This window comes from Marichromatium sp. PS1 (assembly GCF_041155115.1).
GTDB classification, from domain to species: Bacteria; Pseudomonadota; Gammaproteobacteria; order Chromatiales; family Chromatiaceae; genus Marichromatium; species Marichromatium gracile.
On the sequence record NZ_BAAFHB010000002.1, the window covers coordinates 791,537 to 811,367 of the forward strand.

22 protein-coding genes are annotated in these 19,831 nt (G+C 68.4%); 7 read left to right on the forward strand and 15 right to left on the reverse strand.

Features of this window, described 5'->3' with window-relative positions; genetic code table 11:
* Nucleotide 1: 1 nt before the first annotated feature.
* Genes ACAM26_RS04840 through trpC form a run of 3 tightly spaced genes read left to right on the forward strand, consistent with a single transcriptional unit; the run spans nt 2 to nt 2,440 of the window.
* Complete coding sequence (locus ACAM26_RS04840; RefSeq protein WP_123139547.1) at nt 2-586, forward strand: aminodeoxychorismate/anthranilate synthase component II; 585 nt, start codon at nt 2-4, stop codon at nt 584-586.
* Nucleotides 586-1,626, forward strand: coding sequence for an anthranilate phosphoribosyltransferase (gene trpD, locus ACAM26_RS04845; RefSeq protein ID WP_123139546.1), 1,041 nt, complete (start codon nt 586-588; stop codon nt 1,624-1,626). The genes ACAM26_RS04840 and trpD overlap by 1 nt, the downstream gene beginning before the upstream one ends.
* Nucleotides 1,627-1,636: 10 nt before the next feature.
* A complete protein-coding gene (trpC, locus tag ACAM26_RS04850) occupies nt 1,637-2,440 on the forward strand; it encodes an indole-3-glycerol phosphate synthase TrpC (protein ID WP_369613209.1) in 804 nt (267 codons plus the stop codon).
* A 203-nt stretch (nt 2,441-2,643) separates the two neighbouring features.
* On the opposite strand, the gene crp is transcribed toward trpC, so the two are convergent.
* Nucleotides 2,644-3,300, reverse strand: a complete 657-nt coding sequence (gene crp / locus ACAM26_RS04855) for a cAMP-activated global transcriptional regulator CRP (protein ID WP_005224498.1) — start codon at nt 3,298-3,300, stop codon at nt 2,644-2,646.
* A 150-nt stretch (nt 3,301-3,450) separates the two neighbouring features.
* Here crp and ACAM26_RS04860 point away from each other — a divergent pair, with 150 nt between their 5' ends.
* The 3 genes from ACAM26_RS04860 to ACAM26_RS04870 all read left to right on the forward strand — a co-directional run bounded on the left by ACAM26_RS04860 (nt 3,451) and on the right by ACAM26_RS04870 (nt 6,479).
* Nucleotides 3,451-3,906, forward strand: a complete 456-nt coding sequence (locus ACAM26_RS04860; RefSeq protein ID WP_005224497.1) for an OsmC family protein — start codon at nt 3,451-3,453, stop codon at nt 3,904-3,906.
* A 37-nt stretch (nt 3,907-3,943) separates the two neighbouring features.
* A complete protein-coding gene (gene speD / locus ACAM26_RS04865; protein ID WP_123139544.1) occupies nt 3,944-4,768 on the forward strand; it encodes an adenosylmethionine decarboxylase in 825 nt (274 codons plus the stop codon).
* A gap of 238 nt (nt 4,769-5,006) precedes the next feature.
* Nucleotides 5,007-6,479 (forward strand): phosphomannomutase, encoded by a 1,473-nt coding sequence (locus ACAM26_RS04870; RefSeq protein WP_369613210.1) that lies wholly within the window; start codon nt 5,007-5,009, stop codon nt 6,477-6,479.
* A gap of 7 nt (nt 6,480-6,486) precedes the next feature.
* Here ACAM26_RS04870 and mgtE read toward each other — a convergent pair whose 3' ends face one another.
* The 14 genes from mgtE to ACAM26_RS04940 form a co-directional block, all read right to left on the reverse strand.
* On the reverse strand, nt 6,487-7,848 hold the full coding sequence (gene mgtE / locus ACAM26_RS04875) for a magnesium transporter (protein ID WP_123139542.1): 1,362 nt from the start codon (nt 7,846-7,848) through the stop codon (nt 6,487-6,489).
* Between the two features lie 123 nt (nt 7,849-7,971).
* Entirely contained in the window at nt 7,972-9,708 is a 1,737-nt protein-coding gene (ptsP, locus tag ACAM26_RS04880; protein WP_123139541.1) for a phosphoenolpyruvate--protein phosphotransferase, read from the reverse strand.
* Nucleotides 9,705-9,974 (reverse strand): HPr family phosphocarrier protein, encoded by a 270-nt coding sequence (locus ACAM26_RS04885; protein ID WP_123139540.1) that lies wholly within the window; start codon nt 9,972-9,974, stop codon nt 9,705-9,707. The genes ptsP and ACAM26_RS04885 overlap by 4 nt, the downstream gene beginning before the upstream one ends.
* On the reverse strand, nt 9,971-10,372 hold the full coding sequence (locus ACAM26_RS04890) for a PTS sugar transporter subunit IIA (protein WP_123142522.1): 402 nt from the start codon (nt 10,370-10,372) through the stop codon (nt 9,971-9,973). Before ACAM26_RS04890 ends, ACAM26_RS04885 begins: the two co-directional genes overlap by 4 nt.
* Nucleotides 10,369-11,226: an RNase adapter RapZ gene (gene rapZ, locus ACAM26_RS04895; protein ID WP_123139538.1), complete on the reverse strand. Its 858-nt coding sequence runs from the start codon at nt 11,224-11,226 to the stop codon at nt 10,369-10,371. The genes ACAM26_RS04890 and rapZ overlap by 4 nt, the downstream gene beginning before the upstream one ends.
* 48 nt (nt 11,227-11,274) lie before the next feature.
* Nucleotides 11,275-12,243 (reverse strand): HPr(Ser) kinase/phosphatase, encoded by a 969-nt coding sequence (hprK, locus tag ACAM26_RS04900; protein ID WP_123139537.1) that lies wholly within the window; start codon nt 12,241-12,243, stop codon nt 11,275-11,277.
* Nucleotides 12,244-12,262: 19 nt separating this feature from the next.
* Nucleotides 12,263-12,721 carry a PTS sugar transporter subunit IIA gene (locus tag ACAM26_RS04905; protein ID WP_062273166.1) on the reverse strand — a complete coding sequence of 153 codons (459 nt, stop codon included), beginning with the start codon at nt 12,719-12,721 and terminating at the stop codon, nt 12,263-12,265.
* 287 nt (nt 12,722-13,008) lie between these two features.
* The gene (raiA, locus tag ACAM26_RS04910) at nt 13,009-13,362 is read right to left on the reverse strand and encodes a ribosome-associated translation inhibitor RaiA (RefSeq protein ID WP_062273339.1); all 354 of its coding nucleotides are present in this window, start codon (nt 13,360-13,362) and stop codon (nt 13,009-13,011) included.
* A 35-nt stretch (nt 13,363-13,397) separates the two neighbouring features.
* Nucleotides 13,398-14,870 (reverse strand): RNA polymerase factor sigma-54, encoded by a 1,473-nt coding sequence (locus tag ACAM26_RS04915; RefSeq protein ID WP_123139536.1) that lies wholly within the window; start codon nt 14,868-14,870, stop codon nt 13,398-13,400.
* 181 nt (nt 14,871-15,051) lie between these two features.
* Entirely contained in the window at nt 15,052-15,777 is a 726-nt protein-coding gene (gene lptB / locus ACAM26_RS04920) for an LPS export ABC transporter ATP-binding protein (protein ID WP_123139535.1), read from the reverse strand.
* 13 nt (nt 15,778-15,790) lie between these two features.
* A complete protein-coding gene (lptA, locus tag ACAM26_RS04925; protein WP_123139534.1) occupies nt 15,791-16,279 on the reverse strand; it encodes a lipopolysaccharide transport periplasmic protein LptA in 489 nt (162 codons plus the stop codon).
* On the reverse strand, nt 16,276-16,872 hold the full coding sequence (gene lptC, locus ACAM26_RS04930) for an LPS export ABC transporter periplasmic protein LptC (RefSeq protein ID WP_123139533.1): 597 nt from the start codon (nt 16,870-16,872) through the stop codon (nt 16,276-16,278). Before lptC ends, lptA begins: the two co-directional genes overlap by 4 nt.
* Complete coding sequence (gene kdsC, locus ACAM26_RS04935; protein WP_123139532.1) at nt 16,869-17,390, reverse strand: 3-deoxy-manno-octulosonate-8-phosphatase KdsC; 522 nt, start codon at nt 17,388-17,390, stop codon at nt 16,869-16,871. Before kdsC ends, lptC begins: the two co-directional genes overlap by 4 nt.
* 92 nt (nt 17,391-17,482) lie before the next feature.
* Complete coding sequence (locus ACAM26_RS04940) at nt 17,483-18,502, reverse strand: KpsF/GutQ family sugar-phosphate isomerase (RefSeq protein WP_123139531.1); 1,020 nt, start codon at nt 18,500-18,502, stop codon at nt 17,483-17,485.
* 432 nt (nt 18,503-18,934) lie between these two features.
* On the opposite strand from ACAM26_RS04940, the gene ACAM26_RS04945 reads away from it, so the two are divergent.
* Nucleotides 18,935-19,831, forward strand: a complete 897-nt coding sequence (locus tag ACAM26_RS04945; protein ID WP_123139530.1) for an ABC transporter ATP-binding protein — start codon at nt 18,935-18,937, stop codon at nt 19,829-19,831.

Sequence of the window (19,831 nt, forward strand, 5' to 3'; positions counted from 1 at the left end):
CATGTTGCTGATGCTCGACAACTACGACTCCTTCACCTACAACCTGGTGCAGTATTTCGGTGAACTCGGCGCCGAGGTGCGGGTGGTGCGCAACGACGAGTGCACGGTCGATGAGGTGGTGGCGATGCGCCCCGAGCGCATCGTCATCTCACCCGGACCCTGCACCCCCAACGAGGCGGGGATCTCGATGGCGCTGATCGACGCCATGGCCGGGCGGGTGCCGATCCTCGGCGTCTGTCTCGGTCACCAGTCGATCGGTCAGGTGTTCGGCGCGCGCATCGTCCGCGCCCGCGAGGTGATGCACGGCAAGACCTCGCCGGTGTACCACCGCGCCTGCGGGGTGTTCGCCGGGCTCGCCGACCCCTTCGTGGCGACCCGCTATCACTCGCTGGTGATCGACCCCGAGAGCCTCCCCGAGTGTCTCGAGGTGACCGCCTGGACGCAGACCGAGGACGGCGCGCTCGATGCAATCATGGGGGTGCGGCACCGCACCCTGCCGATCCAGGGGGTGCAGTTTCATCCGGAGTCGATCCTCAGCGATCACGGTCATGACCTGCTGCGTAACTTCATCGAGGACCGGGACTGATGGACATCAAGGACGCCATTGCACACTGTATCGAGCGACGTGACCTCGACGACGCGCAGATGCGCGCGGTGATGCACACCATCATGACCGGGGGGGCGAGCGCGGCACAGATCGCCGGCTTCCTGGTCGCGCTGCGGATGAAGGGCGAGTCGGTCACCGAGATCGCCGCCGCCGCGGCGGTGATGCGCGATCTCGCCGCCGGGGTCGAGCTCGACGGTCTCGATCATGCCGTCGACATCGTCGGCACCGGGGGCGACGCCTCGGGGACCTTCAACGTCTCCACCACCAGCATGTTCGTCGCCGCCGCCGCCGGTTGCCGGGTGGCCAAGCACGGCAACCGCTCGGTGTCGAGCAAGTCCGGCGCGGCCGACGTGCTCGAGGCCGCCGGGGTACGTCTCGACCTCAGTCCGGCGGAGGTGGCGCGCTGTGTCCACGAGGTCGGGGTGGGCTTCATGTTCGCCCCGGGGCATCACAGCGCGATGAAGCACGCGGTCGAGCCGCGTCGCGCGCTCGGGGTGCGCACCCTGTTCAACGTGCTCGGTCCGCTGACCAATCCGGCACGGGTCTCCAACCAGGTGCTCGGGGTGTTCGCCGAGCACCTGCTCGAACCCCTGGCCGAGGTGTTGCGCCGGCTCGGCAGCCGTCATGTGATGGTGGTGCACGCGCGCGACGGGCTCGACGAGATCAGCATCGGCGAGCGCACCGACATCGCCGAGCTGCGCGACGGTGAGATTCATCGCTACAGCGTGCGCCCGGAGGACTTCGGATTGACCCGCGCCGCACTCGAGCAGGTGCGGGTGTCGGGACCGGAGGAGAGTCTGCGGGTGTTGCGCGGGGTGCTCGACGGCGAGCCGGGCGCGGCGCGCGAGATGGTGCTGCTCAATGCCGGCGCGGCGATCTATGTCGCCGGGCGGGCGCCTTCGTTGGCGGCGGGGGTGGGGCGCGCCGCCGAGGTGATCGACAGCGGCGAGGCGCGTCGCCGGCTCGATCGACTGTGCGCCCTGACCGGCGGTCTCGAAGCCGCGCTGGCCACGACTTGAGGACGAAGAGATGCGAGAGACCCCGGATATCCTGAAGAAGATCGTCCACCGCAAGGCCGAGGAGGTGAGCGCGCGCGCCGCGCGTCGCCCGCTCGCCGAGTTGCGCGCCGCCGCCGCCGAGCAATCCCCGGTGCGCGGTTTCGCGCAGGCGCTGCGCGCGCGTGTCGCCGCCGGCGACCCGGCGGTGATCGCCGAGGTGAAGAAGGCCAGCCCGAGCAAGGGGGTGCTGCGCGAGCACTTCGTCCCGGACGAGATCGCCGCGCGCTACGCCGCCGCCGGCGCCGCCTGTCTCTCGGTGCTCACCGACGCCGACTTCTTCCAGGGCAGCGAGACCTATCTGTGCGAGGCGCGCGCGGCCTGCGCGCTGCCGGTGATCCGCAAGGACTTCATCATCGACCCCTATCAGGTCGTCGAGGCGCGTGCCATCGGCGCCGACGCCATCCTGTTGATCGCCGCCTGTCTCGACGACGCCCAGCTCCGCGATCTCGGCGCCCTGGCCGGCGAGCTTGGGCTCGACGTGCTCGTCGAGGTCCACGACGGCGAGGAGCTCGATCGCGCCCTGGCCTGTCCCGGTGAGCTGATCGGTATCAACAACCGCGATCTGCGCAGCTTCGAGGTCAGTCTCGAGACCACCCTGGGACTGCTCGACCGGGTACCCGAAGAGCGACTGCTGGTGACCGAGAGCGGGATCCTGGAGCGTGCCGATGTCACCCGGATGCGCGGGCACGGGGTCAATGCCTTCCTCGTCGGCGAGGCCTTCATGCGCGCCGAGGACCCCGGCGCCGCGTTGCACGCCCTGTTCTTCGCCGACTAGACCCCGGCGCCGCGCCGCGCTGCCGAGAGGACGCGGCGGCGGTCGGGTCCTCGTCCCGCATCATCCCCGAGCCCGTGCGTGCACGATCGCACCGACGGCGCGCGGGGGCGAGTCCGTGAGTCGTGATCGGGGGAGATGCGCCGCGAGCGTGCCGCCGGGCGTGATGCGCCGACCGGGGGGCTGTGGCCGGCGTGGTCCGGGGTTCAGCGGGTGCCGAACACCACGATGGTCTTGCCCTTGACGCTGACCAGCCCCTGCTCCTCGAGGTTCTTGAGCACCCGGCCCGCCATCTCGCGCGAGCAGCCGACGATGCGTCCGAGCTCCTGACGGGTGACGCGGATCTGCATCCCGTCGGGGTGGGTCATGGCGTCGGGCTGCTTGCAGAGATCCAGCAGTGTTCCGGCGATGCGCCCGGTGACGTCGAGGAAGGCCAGATGGCTGACCTTGCGACTGGTCTGGCGCAGCCGGGTGGAGAGCTGGTAGCCGACGCTGTAGAGGAAGTCCTTGGCATAGACCTTGAACTCGTTCTCGAGCAGCCGGTCGAGGCGCTGATAGGTGATCTCGGCGACCTTGCACTTGGTGCGGGTGCGCACGATCACGCTGCGCGTGTTCTGCGGCACGAACAGCCCCATCTCGCCGATGAACTCGCCCTTGTTGATATAGGCGAGCATGATCGTGCGCCGCTCGTCGGCGTCATCGATCAATGCGGCAGCCGACCCCTCGATCAGATAGTAGAGGCTTTCCGCTGGCTGGCCCTGGCGGATGAAGTCCACGTTCTTGTCGTAGGTCTTGGTATGACACTGCGACAGGAAGGGCTGCAGCCAGGGCGGGTCCTTTTTCGGTGGTGTCAGAATGCTCATGCGAAGCTTGCCAGAGCGCCTTGTCGTCTCACGATTCTATGCATGCTGCTGTGCATTGTCGAACTGTGTTAGCCTTCGCCCGGTTCGAGGCCGGGGTCGGTCGGGCGTGGCCTGGCGGGTGACGGCGGAGCAGACGGGAGCAAACGGGATATGAAAGCGCGGGTGAAGTGGCTCGAGGGTGCGGCCATGGTCGGCATGGCCGGCGATGCGGGGTCCGAACATGCAGTGGTGATGGACGGACCGCCCCAGTACGGGGGGCGCAACCTCGGTCCTCGACCGATGGAGCTGCTGTTGATCGGCATGGGTGGCTGCACCCAGTTCGATGTGATGCAGATCCTGCGCAAGGCCCGCCAGCAGGTCAGCGACTGCGTGGTCGAGCTCACGGCCGAGCGTGCCGAGCGCGACCCCAAGGTCTTCACCCGGATCCATGCGCACTTCATCGTCAGCGGACAGGGACTCGACCCCAAGCGGGTCGAGCGCGCGATCGCGCTCAGCGCCGAGAAGTACTGCTCGGCCTCGATCATGCTCGGCGCCACCGCCGAGATCACCCACGACTTCGAGCTGCGTGATACAGCCGTCTCCGTTGCGGATGCGCCACCACGTTAGCGCCCGCGCCTTCCGTTGTTTCCGAGGTTCCTGAGGAATGCCCAATCCGTTGAAGAAGCTGCGCCTGGAAGGGTTCAACAACCTGACCAAGTCGCTCAGTTTCAATATCTACGATGTCTGCTACGCCGACTCGGACGAGCAGCGCGAGGCCTATATCGAGTATATCGACGAGGCCTACAACGCCGAGCGCCTGACCGCGATCCTGACCGATGTCACCGAGATCATCGGCGCCAATATCCTCAACATCGCGCATCAGGACTATGAGCCCCAGGGTGCCTCGGTGACCATGCTGATCTCGGAGGAGCCGATCGCCGCCGAGGCGTTGTCGAACAACGCCACCCCGGGGCCGCTGCCCGAGGCGGTGGTGGCGCATCTCGACAAGAGCCACATCACCGTCCACACCTATCCCGAGACCAATCCCCAGACCGGGATCAGTACCTTCCGCGCCGATATCGACGTCTCGACCTGTGGTCGGATCTCGCCGCTGCGCGCGCTCAACTATCTGATCCACTCCTTCGAGTCGGATGTGGTCACCATGGACTACCGGGTGCGCGGCTTCACCCGCGACGTGCGTGGCAAGAAGCACTTCATCGACCACAACATCAGCTCGATCCAGAACTATCTCTCGAACGACACCAAGCGCAAGTTCCAGATGATGGACGTCAACGTCTATCAGGAGAACATGTTCCACACCAAGATGGTCCTCAAGCACTTCCGCGTCGATGACTATCTCTTCTGCATCAAGGCCAAGGACCTCTCCGATCGCGAGTACAAGCGCATCCACAAGCTGCTGCGCCGCGAGCTGAGCGAGATCTTCTACGGCCGCAACATCGGCCGCGAACTCGAGTTCATGGACCCGTGACGGCGGCGTAGCCGTCGGGTCTTAGCCGCCAGCGATCAGCCTCCAGCCACCAGTCGTCAGTGCGCCCGTCGTCGAGGCTGCGCGCCCACTGGAGGCCGGCGGCTGGTTGCTATTCATCCCTTGGCGTTCTTCGCGGCTTTGCGGTTCAATCCGCTGGCCGCTGGCCGCTGGCCGCTGGCCGCTGGCGGTTCTAGACTGTCGCAATCGGCCATGCGTTGAAGAGCTAAGGGAGGCAAGGGTGCTGATCGACGAGTTGATGACGACCTCAGGGGTCAAGTTCGGGACCAGTGGCGCTCGTGGGCTGGCGACGGCGATGACCGACCGGGTCTGTTACGCCTATGCCCATGCCTTTCTCCGTTATGTTCGTGACCAGGGGGCGCTGGCCGCCGGCGCCGAGGTCGGCCTCGCCGGCGACCTGCGCCCGAGCACCGAGCGTATCCTCCGCGCCTGTGCCCGTGCCGCGCGTGATCTCGGTCTGGAACCGCGCGACCACGGTCGCATCCCCACCCCGGCGCTTGCGGCCTACGGTCTTGCCCGGGGCGTGCCGACGCTGATGGTCACCGGCAGCCATATCCCGGACGACCGCAATGGCATCAAGTTCAATCTGCCCAGTGGCGAGATCCTCAAGGACGACGAGGCGGCGATCCGCGCCCTGCCGGTGATCGCGCCCGGGGAGCTGTTCACCGCCGCGGGGGCCTTTGTCGACACCGCCGCCGCGCCGCTGCCGCCGGCGAGTGACGCGGCGCGCAGCGCCTATCTGCGGCGCTATCTCGACTTCTTCCCCGAGGGCTGTCTGCGTGGGCTGCGGGTCGGGGTCTACGAGCACTCGAGCGTGGTACGCGACTGTCTCGCCGAGCTGCTCGAAGCACTTGGCGCCGAGGTGCGGCGGCTGGCGCGCGCCGATCGGTTCGTGCCGGTCGATACCGAGGCGATCCGTCCCGAGGACGTCGCGCTGGCGCGTGAGTGGTGCGCCGATGGCGCGTTCGATGCGCTGGTCTCGGCCGATGGCGACGGCGACCGCCCGCTGGTCGCCGATGCCCGGGGCGAGTGGCTGCGCGGGGATATCGCCGGCATCCTCTGCGCGCGCCAGCTCGGCGCCGCGGCGGTGGTCACCCCGGTGAGCAGCAATACCGCCGTCGAGCGTTGCGGGGGCTTCACCGAGGTGCTGCGCACCCGTATCGGGTCGCCCTATGTGATCGCCGGGATGACGACGCTGCTCGGGCGTGGTCTGGCGCCGGTGGTCGGTTATGAGGCCAATGGTGGTTTCCTGCTCGGCAGCGCCATCGAGCGCGACGGGCGGGTGCTGGCGGCGCTGCCGACACGCGACGCGGTGATCGTCGCCCTCGCGTTGCTGCAGGCGAGCGCCGCGCGCGCATTGCCGCTCGCCGCGCTCGCCGCCGAGCTGCCGCCACGCTTCACCGCGAGCGATCGGCTGCGCGAGTTCCCTTCGGCGCAGGCGCAGTCGCGTATCGCTGCGCTCGCCGCCGATCCCGCGGCGATCGGCGCCTTGTTCGGTGAGGCGCTCGGCGCCGTCGCCGAGGTCGACCAGACCGACGGGCTGCGTCTCACCTTCGCCGCCGGCGAGATCGTCCATCTGCGCCCCTCGGGCAACGCCCCGGAGCTGCGCGTCTATGCCGAGGCCGACAGCGCCGAAGGTGCGCGGGCGCGGGTCGAGGCGACCCTGGCCCTGCTCGAGCGCTGGCGCGGCTGAGCCTGGCTCAGACCAGGAACAGGGTGGCGAGCCCGAGGAAGGCGACGAAGCCGACCACGTCGGTGACGGTGGTGAGGATCACCCCGCCGGCGAGCGCCGGGTCGATGCCGAAGCGCTCCAGCGCCATCGGCAGCAGCGCCCCGGCGAGGGCGGCGGCGAGCAGGTTGATGGTGATCGCCACGCCGATCACCAGCGCGATCTGCGGATCGCCGAACCAGTAGGCGGCGACCGCCGCCACCACCACCGCCCAGACCACGCTGTTGATCGCCGCCACCGCCAGCTCCTTCCACAGCAGCCAGCGGGCGTTCTTGCTCGAGAGCTGACCGATCGCCAGGCCGCGGATCGCCAGGGTCAGGGTCTGGGTACCGGCGATACCGCCCATGCTCGCGACCACCGGCATCAGCACCGCCAGCGCCACCACCTGCTGGATGGTGTCCTCGAAGCGACCGATCACCCAGGCGGCGAGGAAGGCGGTGAGCAGGTTCACCCCGAGCCACAGCGCGCGACGTCGCGCGCTGAGCAGCACCGGGGCGAACATGTCCTCGGTCTCGGAGAGACCGGCCTGGCCGAGGAACTGGTGCTCGGCCTCCTCGCGGATGACGTCCATCACGTCGTCGACGGTGATGCGCCCGAGCAGCAGTCCCGAGTCGTCGACCACGGGTGCGGTGACCAGGTCGTGCTGCTCGAAGCGGGTGGCCACCTCGCGCGCCCCCCAGGTCGCCGGGATCGCCTGCACCGCCAGGGTCATCGCCTCGGCCACCGTCTCCTCGGGGTCGTGGGTGAGCAGATCGGTGAGATAGAGTACGCCGAGATAGTAGCCCTCGCGGTTGACCACGATGAGGTTGTCGGTGATGTCCGGCAGCCCGTCCTTGAGTCGGCGCAGATAGCGCATCACCACGTCGAGCGTGACCTCGGGGCGGACGGTCACGGTGTCGGTGTTCATCAAGCCGCCGGCGCTGTCCTCGGGGAAGGCGAGGGCGGTCTGCAGCCGTTCGCGACGCTGCTGGTCGAGCGACTTGAGGACCTCGCTGGTGATGGTCACCGGCAGGTCCTGGATGAGGTCGGCAAGGTCGTCGGTGTCGAGCCCGCCGACGGCGGCGACCAGCTCGCCGGCGTCCATCTGGCTGATCAGCTGCTCGCGCACGTCGTCGTTGAGATAGGTGAGGATCTCGCCGTCGTACTCGGCATCGACCAGACTCCACACCAGCTCGCGCTCCTTGGGCGGCTGCGACTCCAGCAGGTGGGCGATCTCGGCCGGCTGCAGTGCATTGAGCATGCGCGCGGCCTTGCGCATGGCGCCCTGCTCGAGAACCTGGTGAAGATCGGCGAAACGCTGGTCGTCAGTGGTGCTGGGTGCTGCGGCTGTCATGGCTGCCCGTGGCTGCTGTGATTGGGAGACGCTCGCCGGGCGCGGGGTGGCGGTGCATCGCGGGGGCCGGCGCTCGGTTGCGCCTATCCTAACAGAGCCGATGGGAGGGGCCTGGGGGCGGCGTCAATCGGTGTTGAGTGCCGCGAGCAGGTCCTGTGGGTCGGCCTCGTCGAGCCGGGCGAAGAGCGCCTCGGTGCGTCGCTGCAGGGTGCTGGTGTCGGCGGCGAGCACCACCTCCTTGACGTCGAGCAGGGCACCGGGCTGCATGCTGAACTCGCGCAGCCCGAGCCCCAGCAGCAGACGGGTGAAGCGCGCGTCGCCGGCCATCTCGCCGCACATCCCGACCGGGATGCCGCGGGCGCGACCGGCCTCGATGGTCATGCGGATCAGCCGCAGGATCGCCGGGTGGGTGGGGTCGTAGAGGTCGTTGACGGCGTCGTCGAGGCGATCGATGGCGAGGGTGTACTGGATGAGGTCATTGGTGCCGATCGAGAGGAAATCGCAGTGACGGGCGATGGCCCCGGCGGCGAGCGCCGCGGCCGGCACCTCGATCATCGCGCCGAGCGGTAGCGCCGGGTCGTGCGCCAGCCCCTCGCTGGCGAGTTCGCGCTTGAGCTGCTCGAGCAGTTGGCGTACCGCCATGACCTCGCGCACCCCCGAGACCATCGGCAGCATCAGCCGCACCGGACCGAGCGCCGAGGCGCGCAGGATGGCACGCAGCTGTGGTCGGAACAGTGCCGGTTCCTTGAGACAGAGACGGATCGCGCGCAGCCCCAGCGCGGGATTGCCGCTCGGCTCGATGGGCTGGGCGGCGCTGTCCTTGTCGGCACCGAGATCGAGGGTGCGGATGGTGGTGGGGATGCCGCCGAGTCCCTCGATCATCGCCGCGTAGCTGGCGAACTGCTCTTCCTCGTCGGGCAGGTCGAGGCGGTTCATGTAGAGGAACTCGGTGCGGTAGAGTCCGACGCCGGCGGCGCCGTTGGCGCGCGCCGTCTCCACGTCCTCGGGCAGCTCGAGGTTGGCCTGGAGGCCGACTGCGATGCCATCGCGGGTGCGCGCGGCGCGTCCGATCAGTCGGCGCAGCCGGTGCTGGCGCGCCTCGGCGGCGCGGACGCGATCACGGAAGTGGGCGATGGTGAGGTCGTCGGCATCGCACAGCACGGTGCCGTTCTCGCCGTCGACCACCAGGAACTCGCGCGGCTCGATGTAGCGGGTGATGTTGCGCACCCCGATCACCGCCGGGACCCCGAGGCTGCGCGCGAGGATCGCGGTGTGCGACATCGGCCCGCCGAACTCGGTGACGAAGCCGGCGATGCCGCGATGATGGAGCAGGATGGTATCGGCCGGGGTGAGGTCGCGGGCGACCACCACATGGCCGTCGAGATCGTGCTCGGGCAGGCGCGGCTCCGGGGACTCGCCGGCGAGGAAGGACTGGATCTGGTGGACGACGTGCTCGACGTCGTCACGGCGGGTGCGCAGATAGGGGTCGTCCATCTCGTCGAAGATGCGCACCAGGGTGTCGCGCTGCTGCTGCAGCGCCCACTCGGCGCTGCAGCGCTCGGCGCTGACGATGCGCCGGACCTCCTCGACCAGCGCCGCGTCCTCGAGCATCAGCAGATGGGTATCGATGAATTCGGCGATGTTCTGCGGGGTCTGGGTGGGGATCTGCGCGCGCACCGCCTCGAGCGCGCCACGTGCCGAGGCGATCGCCCGCTCCAGCCGCTCGAGTTCGGCGGGTACCTGCTCGTCGCTGATCTCGATATGGCCGATGGTGGCCAGGCTGCGACTGTCGACCAGCGCCGGCCCGAGCGCGATGGCGCGCGTCGAGTGGATGCCGATGCCCTGGTAGGCGATGGTCACTCGCCTTCCCCGAAGCGGTCGCCGATGAGTTGCTCGATCGCCGTCAGTGCAGCGGCCTCGTCCTCGCCCTCGGCGCTGACGGTGATCCAGGTGCCGCGGCTGGCGGCCAGCATCATCACCCCCATGATGCTCTTGCCGTTGACGCGCTGACCGCGGCGCTCGACCTCGATGCGGCTGGTGAAGCCGTTGGCGCACTGCACCAGCTTGGCCGCAGCGCGGGCGTGGAGGCCGAGTTTGTTGATGATCTCGAAGTCCTTGCTGGTCATGCGTCCTGCTCCTGGCAGCGAATCACACCCTCGCGCCCGCCCTCGAGCGCCTTCTCGGCGACGCTGTCGAGGTCGAGCTCGGCATAGTTGAGCGCGCGCAGCAGCATCGGCAGGTTGACCCCGGAGATCACCCGCACCCGGCGTCGCTGCTCGTGCAGCGCCAGGGCGATGTTGGCCGGGGTGGCACCGTAGAGATCGGTGAGCACCAGTACGCCGCCGCCCTGGTCGAGTCGGTCGACGCAGTCGAGCGCCTCGCGCAGCATGCACTCGCAGGGACGGTCGTTGACCAGTTCGAGCGCTTCGGTGGCTGCCGGCTCGGTGCCGAGGATGGCGCTGGCGATGCGCAGCAGGTCGCCGCCGAGTGGCTGGTGGGTGATGAGTAACAGTCCGATGCTCACGGTAACTCCCGGTGTCTGACCAGCACCTTGTGACCGGTCTGCTCGAAGTGACGGCGCAGCGCCTCGGTCATGTAGACCGAGCGATGCTGGCCGCCGGTACAGCCGATGGCGATGGTGAGATAACTGCGCCCGTCGGTCTCGAAGCGCGGGATCCAGCGGTCGAAGAAGGCGAGCATGTCGTCACGCATCTCGCCGACCTCGGTGCTGGCGTCGAGGAACTCCATCACCGGCTGATCGAGTCCGGTCAGTGGCTTGAGTTCCGGCTGCCAGTGCGGGTTGGGCAGGCAGCGCACGTCGAAGATGAAGTCGACGTCCTTGGGCACGCCGTGCTTGAAGCCGAACGACTGCAGCAGGATCGAGACCTTGGGCGAGTCGCTGCCGACGAGGTGGGCGCGGACCAGGTCGCGTAGTTCGTGCACATTGGTGTGGGTGGTGTCGATACGGATCTCGGCGCAGCGGCCGATGGCCTCGAGCAGACGGCGCTCGAGGCGGATGGCCTCGTCGAGCGAGCGGTTGCCGCGGGTGAGCGGGTGACGCCGCCGGGTCTCGCTGAAGCGGCGCTTGAGGGTGTCGGTGTCGGCGTCGAGGAACATCACCCGACAGTCGATGCCCTGGGCGCGTGCCTCCTCGATCAGCTCCGCGAGCCGACCGAGCGCGCGCGGGCTGGTGCGCGCGTCGATGCCCACCGCGGTGCTGGAGAAGCCGTCGTCGGGGGCCTTGCGCAGCCCCGCGACCAGGTCCTTGAGCAGGAACAGCGGCAGGTTGTCGATGCAGTAATAGCCAAGGTCCTCGAGCGTATGCAGGGCGACGCTCTTGCCCGAGCCGGACAGGCCACTGAGGATGACGAGTTTCATGGGCTGCGGGTTGCTCCGGGCCGGTCCCGATCGAGGTCGGGAGCGGTGCTAGGGTCTGGATCCGGGGCCGGGCGGGTCGGGGCGGTCGAGACGGATCGCCCGCGCCTGCCGGTCGATGAAGTCGACGCCGGCGTCATAGCCACGGATACGTAGGATCTGGTGGCGCACTGCCGCTTCCACCAGGATGGCCAGGTTGCGTCCCGGCGCCACCGGCATGGTGATGGTTGGGATCGCCACCCCGAGCACGTCGGTTGCCGAGAGGCTGCCGGTGAGCCGGTCGAGACCGGCGATCTGTTGCTGGTCGAGGGGTTGCAGATCGATGATCAGGTTCAGCGTCTTGCTGCGCTGGACCGCGCCCTCGCCGAACATCGCGCGGATGTTGAGGATACCCAGCCCGCGCACCTCGAGGAAGTCCCGCAGGGTCTCCGGGCAGGTGCCCTCGATGGCCTCCGGGGCGATGCGCGCGAAGCGCGGCGCGTCGTCGGCGATGAGCCGATGACCGCGGGTGATCAGGTCGAGCGCCAGCTCGCTCTTGCCCACCGCCGGATCGCCGACCAGCAATACCCCCATCCCCAGCACCTCGATGAAGACGCCGTGCAGGGTCTGGCGCTCGGCCAGGGCGTGGGTGAGAAAATAGCGCAGGTGGTTGATCAGCTCCTCGTCGCCGAGCGGCGAGCCGAGCAGCGGGGTGTCGTGCTCGGCGGCGAAGGCGAAGAAGGCGGGGTGGGGCTCGAGGCCGTCGGCGAACAGGATCGCCGCCGGCTGCTCGGCGAAGAGTTGCTCGAGGGTTTCCTCGAAGGCGGTGCGTCCCAGTGCCTGGAGATAGCGCTGCTCGGCGCGCCCGATCACCTGCAGACAGTTGGGATGGATGCAGTTGAGCGAGCCGATCAGCGACTCGCGCGAGCGTGCGCGCTCGGGCCGGCGCAGTGGGGAGCCTTGTTCGGGCTCGCCGTTGAGCCAGCGCAGCTGCAGCCGCGGGCCGGTCTGTTCGAGGAGTGACTGGAGGCTGTCGAGCATGGCCCAGGTCGGCGTGGCGCTAGCGCGCCTCGCTCGTCTCGATCAGTTGCAGGACGGTCGCCGCCGAGCCGGCCTCGCGCAGCGCGGCGCGGGTGGCCGGGTCGCTGAACATGCCGGCGAGCCGGGCGAGCAAGCGCAGATGCTCCTCGGTGGCGCTCTCCGGGACCAGCAGGGCGAAGGCGAGATCGACCGGCTCGCCGTCGATCGCGTCATAGTCGACCCCGGTGCTGGTGCTGACGAAGGCCCCGAGCACCTCGTTGATCTCCTTGATGCGGGCGTGCGGCAGCGCCACACCGTGACCGAGTCCGGTGCTGCCGAGTCGCTCGCGCTCGAGCAGACGCTCGAAGACGAGTTCGGTGTTGAGACGGGGGTGGTCGTTGGCCAGCAGCTCGGCGAGCGTCTCGAGCAGCCGCTTCTTGCTGGCGATCTCGGCACCGCAGCTGACTCGGGCCTCGCTGATCAGGTCTGGACTGAACATCGGTCAAGGCTCCTGGTGGTCGCAGGGACAGGGGCGCTGGGCGGTGACGGTGTCCGGTGTCCATACCGGCGGGTGATCGGGGCGCGTGGTCGTGGTCATGGATTCTGGGTGTCCTTCGAGTCGTCGGAGCCCGCAGGTGTCGATATCGGCTCGGATCTCAGGGTCTCAATGCAAAACACCCCGAACGGCGCGATCACGGATCCGTTCGAGGTGTCGGTGCGTCGGTCCGGCGGGTGTCGGGTGTCCCGACGCCCCGCCGACGCATGGGCCATCAGGCCGTTGCCGGGCTATTCGGTATCGGCCTCGGCGTCGGCCTCGGCTTCAGAGTCGGCCGCCTTCGGGCCGGGTGCGCTGCGATAGTCGTTCTTCTTCTCCTTGTGGCGCAGGATCTGGCGATCGAGCTTGTCGGTCAGGCCGTCGATCGCGGCATACATATCTTCATGCACGGAGTCGGCGAAGAGCTTCCCACCATTGATGTGCAGCGTCGCCTCGGCCTTCTGGTCGAGCTTCTCAACGCTGAGAATGACGTGGGCATTGGTGACGTGGTCGAAGTGACGCGCCAGGCGTGCGAATTTGCTGTCGACGTAGTCGCGCAGTGCCTCGGTGATGTCGACGTGATGACCCGTCAGATTGATTTGCATCATTGGACTCCTTACAGGGGTTCCAAACAGCCTGCTCATGCCAGGCGTTTGCGCTCGTTCGAGGCTGGAATACCCATGGCCTCGCGGTACTTGGCGACGGTTCGACGCGCGACCTGGATGCCGCGATCGGCCAGTTCGGCCGCGATCTTGCTGTCGCTCAAGGGTTTTCTGGCGGGTTCGGCGGCGATCAGCTTACGAATGAGCGCGCGGATCGCCGTTGATGAACACTCCCCACCAGAAGTGGTGCTGACGTGGGACGAGAAGAAGTACTTGAACTCCAGGGTGCCCCTCGGCGTATGCATGTATTTCTGCGTGGTGACCCGGGAGACGGTCGACTCGTGCAGCTCGAGCGCCTCGGCGACGTCGCGCAGCACCATCGGCCGCATCGCCTCCTCGCCGTGCTCGAAGAACGCCTGCTGCATCTCCACGATCTTGGCGCCCACCCGCAGCACGGTGTCGTTGCGGCTCGCCAGGCTCTTGATGAACCAGCGCGCCTCCTGCAGGTGGTTGCGCATGGTGACGCTGTCGCTGCTGGTGTCGGCGCGCCGGATCAGCCGGGCGTAGTCTGCGTTCACCCTCAGTTTAGGTGTGGATTCCGGGTTGAGTTCCACCGACCAGCGACCATTCTCTCTGCGCACGAAGATGTCGGGTACAACGTACTCCGGGGGCTCCTGCGCGATCAAGTCGCCGGGGTGCGGGTTGAGCTGGCAGATCAGCGTGAGTGCACCACGAATCTCGGGCTCGGTCTGCTTGAAGCGGCGCATCAGCGCGGCGATGTCCTTGCGCGGCAGGTGCTCGAAGCCGTCGCGACAGATCGCCAGCGCGAGGTCGCGCTGCGGGGTCTCGGCGGGGAGCTGCCGCAGCTGGATCTGCAGGCACTCGGCGAGATCGCGGGCGCCGACCCCCGGGGGATCGAACGACTGCACCCGGTGCACCATGGTGGCGATCTCCTCGAGGCTGATCTGATCGTCGCCGATGGTGCTCAGCAGCTCGTCGAGATCGGCCCGAAGATAGCCGCGCGCGTCGATGGCATCGATCACCGCCTCGGCGATCATCTCGTCGCGCTCGCTCAGCCGGATCAGGTTGAGCTGCCAGAGGAGGTGATCGTGCAGGGTCTGAGGGCGGCTCTGGTGGAGGAAGGGGTCGAAATCGGCGTTCTCGGCGCTGCCCTGGGTGCTCGGCGGTAGATAGCCGTCGTAGACATCGGCCCACTGGGTGTCGACCGGGAGCTCATCGGGGATCTCGTTGGTCTCGCCCTGGAGCTCACGCTCGGCGCTGCCCTGCTCATCGCTGGGCGGGGACTCGTGTGCGCCATTGCCGCTGTCCTCTCCGTTGGCGGCGAAGCGGTCGGCCTCCTCGGCCTCCTCGAGCATCAGGTTGGAGTCCAGCGCCTCCTGGATCTCCTTCTGCAGCTCGAGCGTCGACAGCTGCAGGAGGCGAATCGCCTGCTGCAGCTGGGGCGTCATCGTCAGGTGTTGGCCGAGGCGAAGCTGGATGGTTTGCTTCATGGATCGCCGATGCGTCTTGCGTCTGTCTCTATGCCGGGTCGATGACCGTCCTATGACGATTATAGGTCGGGTGGCAACAAAGGTGCCTGAGTCACGTCAAGCGCGCCCCCTGCCGGGGCGCGATGGTCTTCATCTTACTCCCAATATGTAGCAGCGGGGCGCGGATGCTGCCGCCTACATGCTACATGGCGAAGTCGGCGCCGAGATAGACGTCGCGTACCTGCTGGTTGGCGAGCAGCTCGTCGGGGCGGCCGGCGGCGATCACCTCGCCATTACTGATGATGTAGCCGCGATCGCAGATGTCGAGCGTCTCGCGCACGTTGTGATCGGTGATCAACACGCCGATGCCGCGCTCGCGCAGGTGCGAGACGATCGCCTTGATGTCGCCCACGGCGATCGGGTCGACGCCGGCGAAGGGCTCGTCGAGCAGCATCACCTTGGGGTCGACGGCCAGCGCGCGGGCGATCTCGAGACGACGGCGCTCGCCGCCGGAGAGGCTGAGTGCCAGCGACTCGCCGATATGGGCGATGCCGAGCTCCTCGAGCAGCTGCTCGCAACGCTGCTCGCGCTGCTCGCGGTCGAGGTCGCCGCGGGTCTCGAGGATCGCGAGGATGTTGTCGCGCGCGCTGAGCTTGCGAAACACCGAGGGCTCCTGCGCCAGATAGCTCAGTCCGGCGCGCGCGCGCGCATGCATCGGCATCAGGGTGACATCGTGCTCGTCGAGGGTGATGCGCCCCTGGTCGGCAGGGATCAGCCCGACGATGAGATAGAAGCAGGTGGTCTTGCCCGCGCCGTTGGGGCCGAGCAGCCCGACCACCTCGCCGGCCTCGACCTCGACGCTCACTCCCCGCAGGACCTCGCGGCTGCGATAACGTTTCTTGAGCTGTTCGGCGCGCAGTACGCTCATCCGTCGATCCCTGTCATGACTCCTCCTCGGGGGTGATGGTGATCCGCACCCGACCGCTGCCGCCGGCACGGAAGTGTTCGCGGGCACGGTCGTAGACGATGCGCTCGCTGGCGACGCGGTCCTCGCCCTGGATCAGTACCGCCTCGTCGATCAGCACCAGCTCGTCGCGGTCGGTGTCGAACTCCATGCGCCTGGCGAAGGCGCGGACCTCGCCCTGGTCGTCCTCGAGCAGTTGACGGAAGCGCGCCGGGGTGCCGATGGCGATGATCTGGCGCGGGCGGCGGTCCTCGCGGTGATAGACGGTCATGTGGTCGGCGTGCAGGCGCATGCTGCCCTGGGTGACCTCGACGTTGCCGACATAGATGCTGGTGCCCTCGGCCTCGCGTACCTCGACGTCGTCGGCCTCGATGTACATCGGTTGCTGGGGGTCGTCGTCGAGCGCGTTGGCCGGGTTCCAGCCGAACAACAGCAACAGTGCCAGCAGGCGCAGTGGAGGGCTCATGGTTGGGTCTCCTGGGTCGGGGCGAGCAGCATCCGGGTGCGACCGTGGAAGGTGGCGCGCGCCGGCTCGTCGTACCACAGCTGCATGCCGGTGGCGCTCAGCCAGTCCTCGCCGCTGGCCACCCGCACCGGCAGGTCGGTACGGGCATAGGCGCGCTGGTGCCAGACGTTGAGCTGCTCGGTCTCGATGTGCGCGGGCGGGGCCTCGGCGGTGGCGTCGCGCTCGAGATGGACGTCGCCGGTCAGCCGCACCTCCGCGCCGCCGTCGAGCACCAGCCCGTGCTCGGCGCGCGCGCGCCACGGCGGTCCGTCGGACTGGAACAGCTGCATGTGTGGGCGGTCGAGCTCGGAGAGATCCTCGGCGACGAACTGACGCAACTCGGTCGCGCTCAGGCGTCGGCTCGGTGCGCCGCTGGTGTCGGTCTCGAGCGCGGTGAACGCGTGGACCACGTAGTCGGGGACGCGGGGGCGTACGGTGGCCGGTCCCTGCGGCTGGTCGATGCGCTGGACCTGCCACCAGCCCGCGAGCCCGCTGAAGGCGAAGAAGGCGGCGAGCAGGTAGTAGCGCAGCGGCCAGTGCGCGCGGGTGCTCATGGACGCTGTCCGGCCAGTCGCGCGAGCGTCCCCTGAGCGTCCATGATCAGTTCGCAGAACTCGCGCGCGGCGCCGCGCCCGCCGTGCGCCGTGGTGTGCCAGTGCGCCTCGGCGCGTACCATCGGGTGGGCATCGGCCACCGCCGCGGCGAGCCCGACCTGGCGCATCACCGGCAGGTCGATGACGTCGTCGCCGAGATAGGCCACGGCGGCGTCCTCGATCCCCAGTCGCTCGCGCAGCTCGAGATAGGCGGCGAGCTTGTCGCGCTGGCCCTGGTAGACGTGGTTCACCCCCAATCCCTTCATCCGCATGGTGACCACCCGCGAGCTGCGCCCGGTGATCACCGCGAGGGTCACGCCGGACTCGCGCAACATCACCATGCCGTGACCGTCGCGGGCGTTGAACGCCTTGTATTCCTGACCGTCGTCGCCGAGATAGAGGCTGCCGTCGGTGAGTACGCCGTCGACGTCGAAGATCGCCAGACGAATGGCGGCGGCGCGGTTGCGGATCTCTTGCATCTCCCTGGTGACTCCTTGATGAGGAAGAAGGGGCGGGCCCCTGTGCGGCGCATTGTCGGGTGCGCGGGCGGTTTTGACCAGCGGGGGCAGTTTCAGACCACGCCCGCGCGCAACAGGTCGTGCATGTTGAGTGCGCCGACCGGGCGGCGCTCGTCGTCGAGCGCCAGCAGCGCGTTGATCGAGCGCGCCTCCATCAGCTGCAGCGCCTCGGCGGCGAGCGCGCCGGGGGAGATGGTGACACAGTCGCGGGTCATCACCGTCTCGATCCGGGTGTGGTGGACGTCGACGCCGCGATCGAGCGCACGGCGCAGGTCGCCGTCGGTGAAGATGCCGCACAGCCGCCCACCCTCGTCGACCACCGCGCTCATCCCCAGCCCCTTGCGCGAGATCTCCTCGAGGGTGGCCAGCAGGCTCGCCTCGCGCCCGACGCGGGGGACCCGTTCGTCGCGATGCATGATGTCGTCGACGTGCAGCAGCAGGCGCCGCCCCAGGCTCCCGGCCGGGTGCGAGCGGGCGAAGTCCTCGGCGGTGAAGCCACGCGCCTCGAGTAGCGCCACGGCGAGCGCATCCCCCATTGCCAGCGCCGCGGTGGTGCTGGTGGTCGGCGCCAGGCCGAGCGGGCAGGCCTCGGCCGAGACGGTGACATCGAGATGGACGTCGGCCTCGCGCGCCAGGGTCGAGTCGCGCCGCCCGGTCATCGCGATCATCGGCACCCCGAGGCGCTTGAGCACCGGCAGGATGGTGAGCACCTCGGCGGTCTCGCCGGAATTGGAGATCGCCACCACGACGTCGAGCGGGGTGATCATCCCCAGATCGCCGTGGCTGGCCTCGCCGGGGTGGACGAAGAAGGCCGGACTGCCGGTGCTCGCCAGGGTGGCGGCGATCTTGCCGCCGATGTGCCCCGACTTGCCCATGCCGGTGACCACGATGCGTCCGGCGCAGGCGAGCATGTAGCGACAGGCGGTGACAAAAGGGGTGTCGATCCGTGCGGCGAGCGCCGTGATCGCCTGGGCCTCGGTGTCGAGAACGGCACGGGCGAGATCGATGATGCGTTGGTGCTCGCCGGCATCGAGCGGCGCCAGACGGGCGCCGAGTTGTCGTCGTTCGGTCATGGTCTCGGGGATGGAGCCGATGAGTGGTCGGTCAAACCAAGAAAAATACACCATGCCACGCGGACATGTCGCATCGGGCGAGGGGGCTGTCGCCAGCCGCCAGCCGCCAGCCGCCAGCCGCCAGCCGCCAGGATTGAACCGCCAAGCCGCAAAGAGCGCAAAGGTGTTCAGGTGGTCGGCGACCAGCGGCCCGTGGTCACGTGTCCTCAAGCGCCGGCGCCAATGGTGATGGCAGGCCGTGCTGTTGTCGAGGACGCACACCCACTGGCGACTGGAGGCTGGTCGCTGGAGGCCCTACCTCTTCTTTGCGCCCTTCGCGGCTTGGCGGTTCAATCTTCTTGGTCGCTGGCCGCCCTTTGCTTGACGCCCCGCGCCGGGGCCGCGAGAATTGCCCGCTTTGGCCGACCGATGCGTCGATAGCGACATTTCACCATGATGCCAAGCCAGGGCCCAGGCGGCGCGCCGGGCGTCCGGGTCGAGGACGCGTCTGCGGGCACCAATGGAGCCGCGCGGGCATCCGCCACCGACGATGTGCTGGTGCGGGTCCGCGACCTGACCTTCCGCCGCGGCGAGCGGGTCATCTTCGACGGGCTCGATCTCGACATCCGTCGCGGCGCCGTGACTGCGGTGATGGGACCGAGCGGGACCGGCAAGACCACGCTGCTCAAACTGATTACCGGACAACTGCGTCCTGACGCCGGTCGCGTCGAGATCGGCGGTGTGGCGGTGCACGAGCTCGACAAGAGCGCGCTCTATCGATTGCGCCGACGCATGGGCATGCTGTTCCAGAGCGGGGCGCTGCTGACCGATCTCAACGTCTTCGACAACGTCGCCTATCCGCTGCGCGAGCACACCGACCTCTCGCCTTCGCTGCTGCGCAAGCTGGTATTGCTGAAGCTCGAGGCGGTGGGGCTGCGCGGCGCGCGCGCGCTGATGCCGAGCGAGCTGTCCGGCGGCATGGCGCGTCGGGTAGCGCTGGCGCGGGCGATCGCGCTCGATCCCGAGATGATCCTCTACGATGAGCCCTTCACCGGCCAGGACCCGATCTCCATGGGCGCGCTGGTGTCGCTGATCCGCCAGCTCAACGACGCGGCGAACCTCACCAGCGTGCTGGTGTCGCACGATGTGGCCGAGACCAGCCGGATCGCCGATCATGTCTATCTGATCTCGCACGGTCGGGTGGTCGCCCAGGGCTCACCGGCCGAGATCGCCGCCGAGCGCTCGACCTGGGTGCGCCAGTTCATGGACGGTCAGGCCGACGGGCCGGTGCATTTCCACTATCCGGGGCCCTCGCTGGCCGAAGACCTGCTGAGCCGGGGAGGACGCTGA

Excerpts from the sequence above, each read along its gene's own strand:
- lptC (WP_123139533.1), bottom strand. The coding sequence starts at position 16,872 with ATGAGCACCCGCGCGCACTGGCCGCTGCGCTACTACCTGCTCGCCGCC.
- hprK (WP_123139537.1), bottom strand. The coding sequence starts at position 12,243 with ATGCTCGACAGCCTCCAGTCACTCCTCGAACAGACCGGCCCGCGGCTG.
- rapZ (WP_123139538.1), bottom strand. The coding sequence starts at position 11,226 with ATGAAACTCGTCATCCTCAGTGGCCTGTCCGGCTCGGGCAAGAGCGTC.
- mgtE (WP_123139542.1), bottom strand. The coding sequence starts at position 7,848 with ATGACAGCCGCAGCACCCAGCACCACTGACGACCAGCGTTTCGCCGAT.
- speD (WP_123139544.1), top strand. The coding sequence starts at position 3,944 with ATGCCCAATCCGTTGAAGAAGCTGCGCCTGGAAGGGTTCAACAACCTG.
- ACAM26_RS04840 (WP_123139547.1), top strand. The coding sequence starts at position 2 with ATGTTGCTGATGCTCGACAACTACGACTCCTTCACCTACAACCTGGTG.
- lptA (WP_123139534.1), bottom strand. The coding sequence starts at position 16,279 with ATGAGCCCTCCACTGCGCCTGCTGGCACTGTTGCTGTTGTTCGGCTGG.
- ACAM26_RS04945 (WP_123139530.1), top strand. The coding sequence starts at position 18,935 with ATGATGCCAAGCCAGGGCCCAGGCGGCGCGCCGGGCGTCCGGGTCGAG.
- trpC (WP_369613209.1), top strand. The coding sequence starts at position 1,637 with ATGCGAGAGACCCCGGATATCCTGAAGAAGATCGTCCACCGCAAGGCC.
- ACAM26_RS04940 (WP_123139531.1), bottom strand. The coding sequence starts at position 18,502 with ATGACCGAACGACGACAACTCGGCGCCCGTCTGGCGCCGCTCGATGCC.
- trpD (WP_123139546.1), top strand. The coding sequence starts at position 586 with ATGGACATCAAGGACGCCATTGCACACTGTATCGAGCGACGTGACCTC.
- raiA (WP_062273339.1), bottom strand. The coding sequence starts at position 13,362 with ATGCAAATCAATCTGACGGGTCATCACGTCGACATCACCGAGGCACTG.
- crp (WP_005224498.1), bottom strand. The coding sequence starts at position 3,300 with ATGAGCATTCTGACACCACCGAAAAAGGACCCGCCCTGGCTGCAGCCC.
- ACAM26_RS04915 (WP_123139536.1), bottom strand. The coding sequence starts at position 14,870 with ATGAAGCAAACCATCCAGCTTCGCCTCGGCCAACACCTGACGATGACG.
- ACAM26_RS04860 (WP_005224497.1), top strand. The coding sequence starts at position 3,451 with ATGAAAGCGCGGGTGAAGTGGCTCGAGGGTGCGGCCATGGTCGGCATG.
- ACAM26_RS04905 (WP_062273166.1), bottom strand. The coding sequence starts at position 12,721 with ATGTTCAGTCCAGACCTGATCAGCGAGGCCCGAGTCAGCTGCGGTGCC.
- ACAM26_RS04885 (WP_123139540.1), bottom strand. The coding sequence starts at position 9,974 with ATGACCAGCAAGGACTTCGAGATCATCAACAAACTCGGCCTCCACGCC.
- kdsC (WP_123139532.1), bottom strand. The coding sequence starts at position 17,390 with ATGCAAGAGATCCGCAACCGCGCCGCCGCCATTCGTCTGGCGATCTTC.
- lptB (WP_123139535.1), bottom strand. The coding sequence starts at position 15,777 with ATGAGCGTACTGCGCGCCGAACAGCTCAAGAAACGTTATCGCAGCCGC.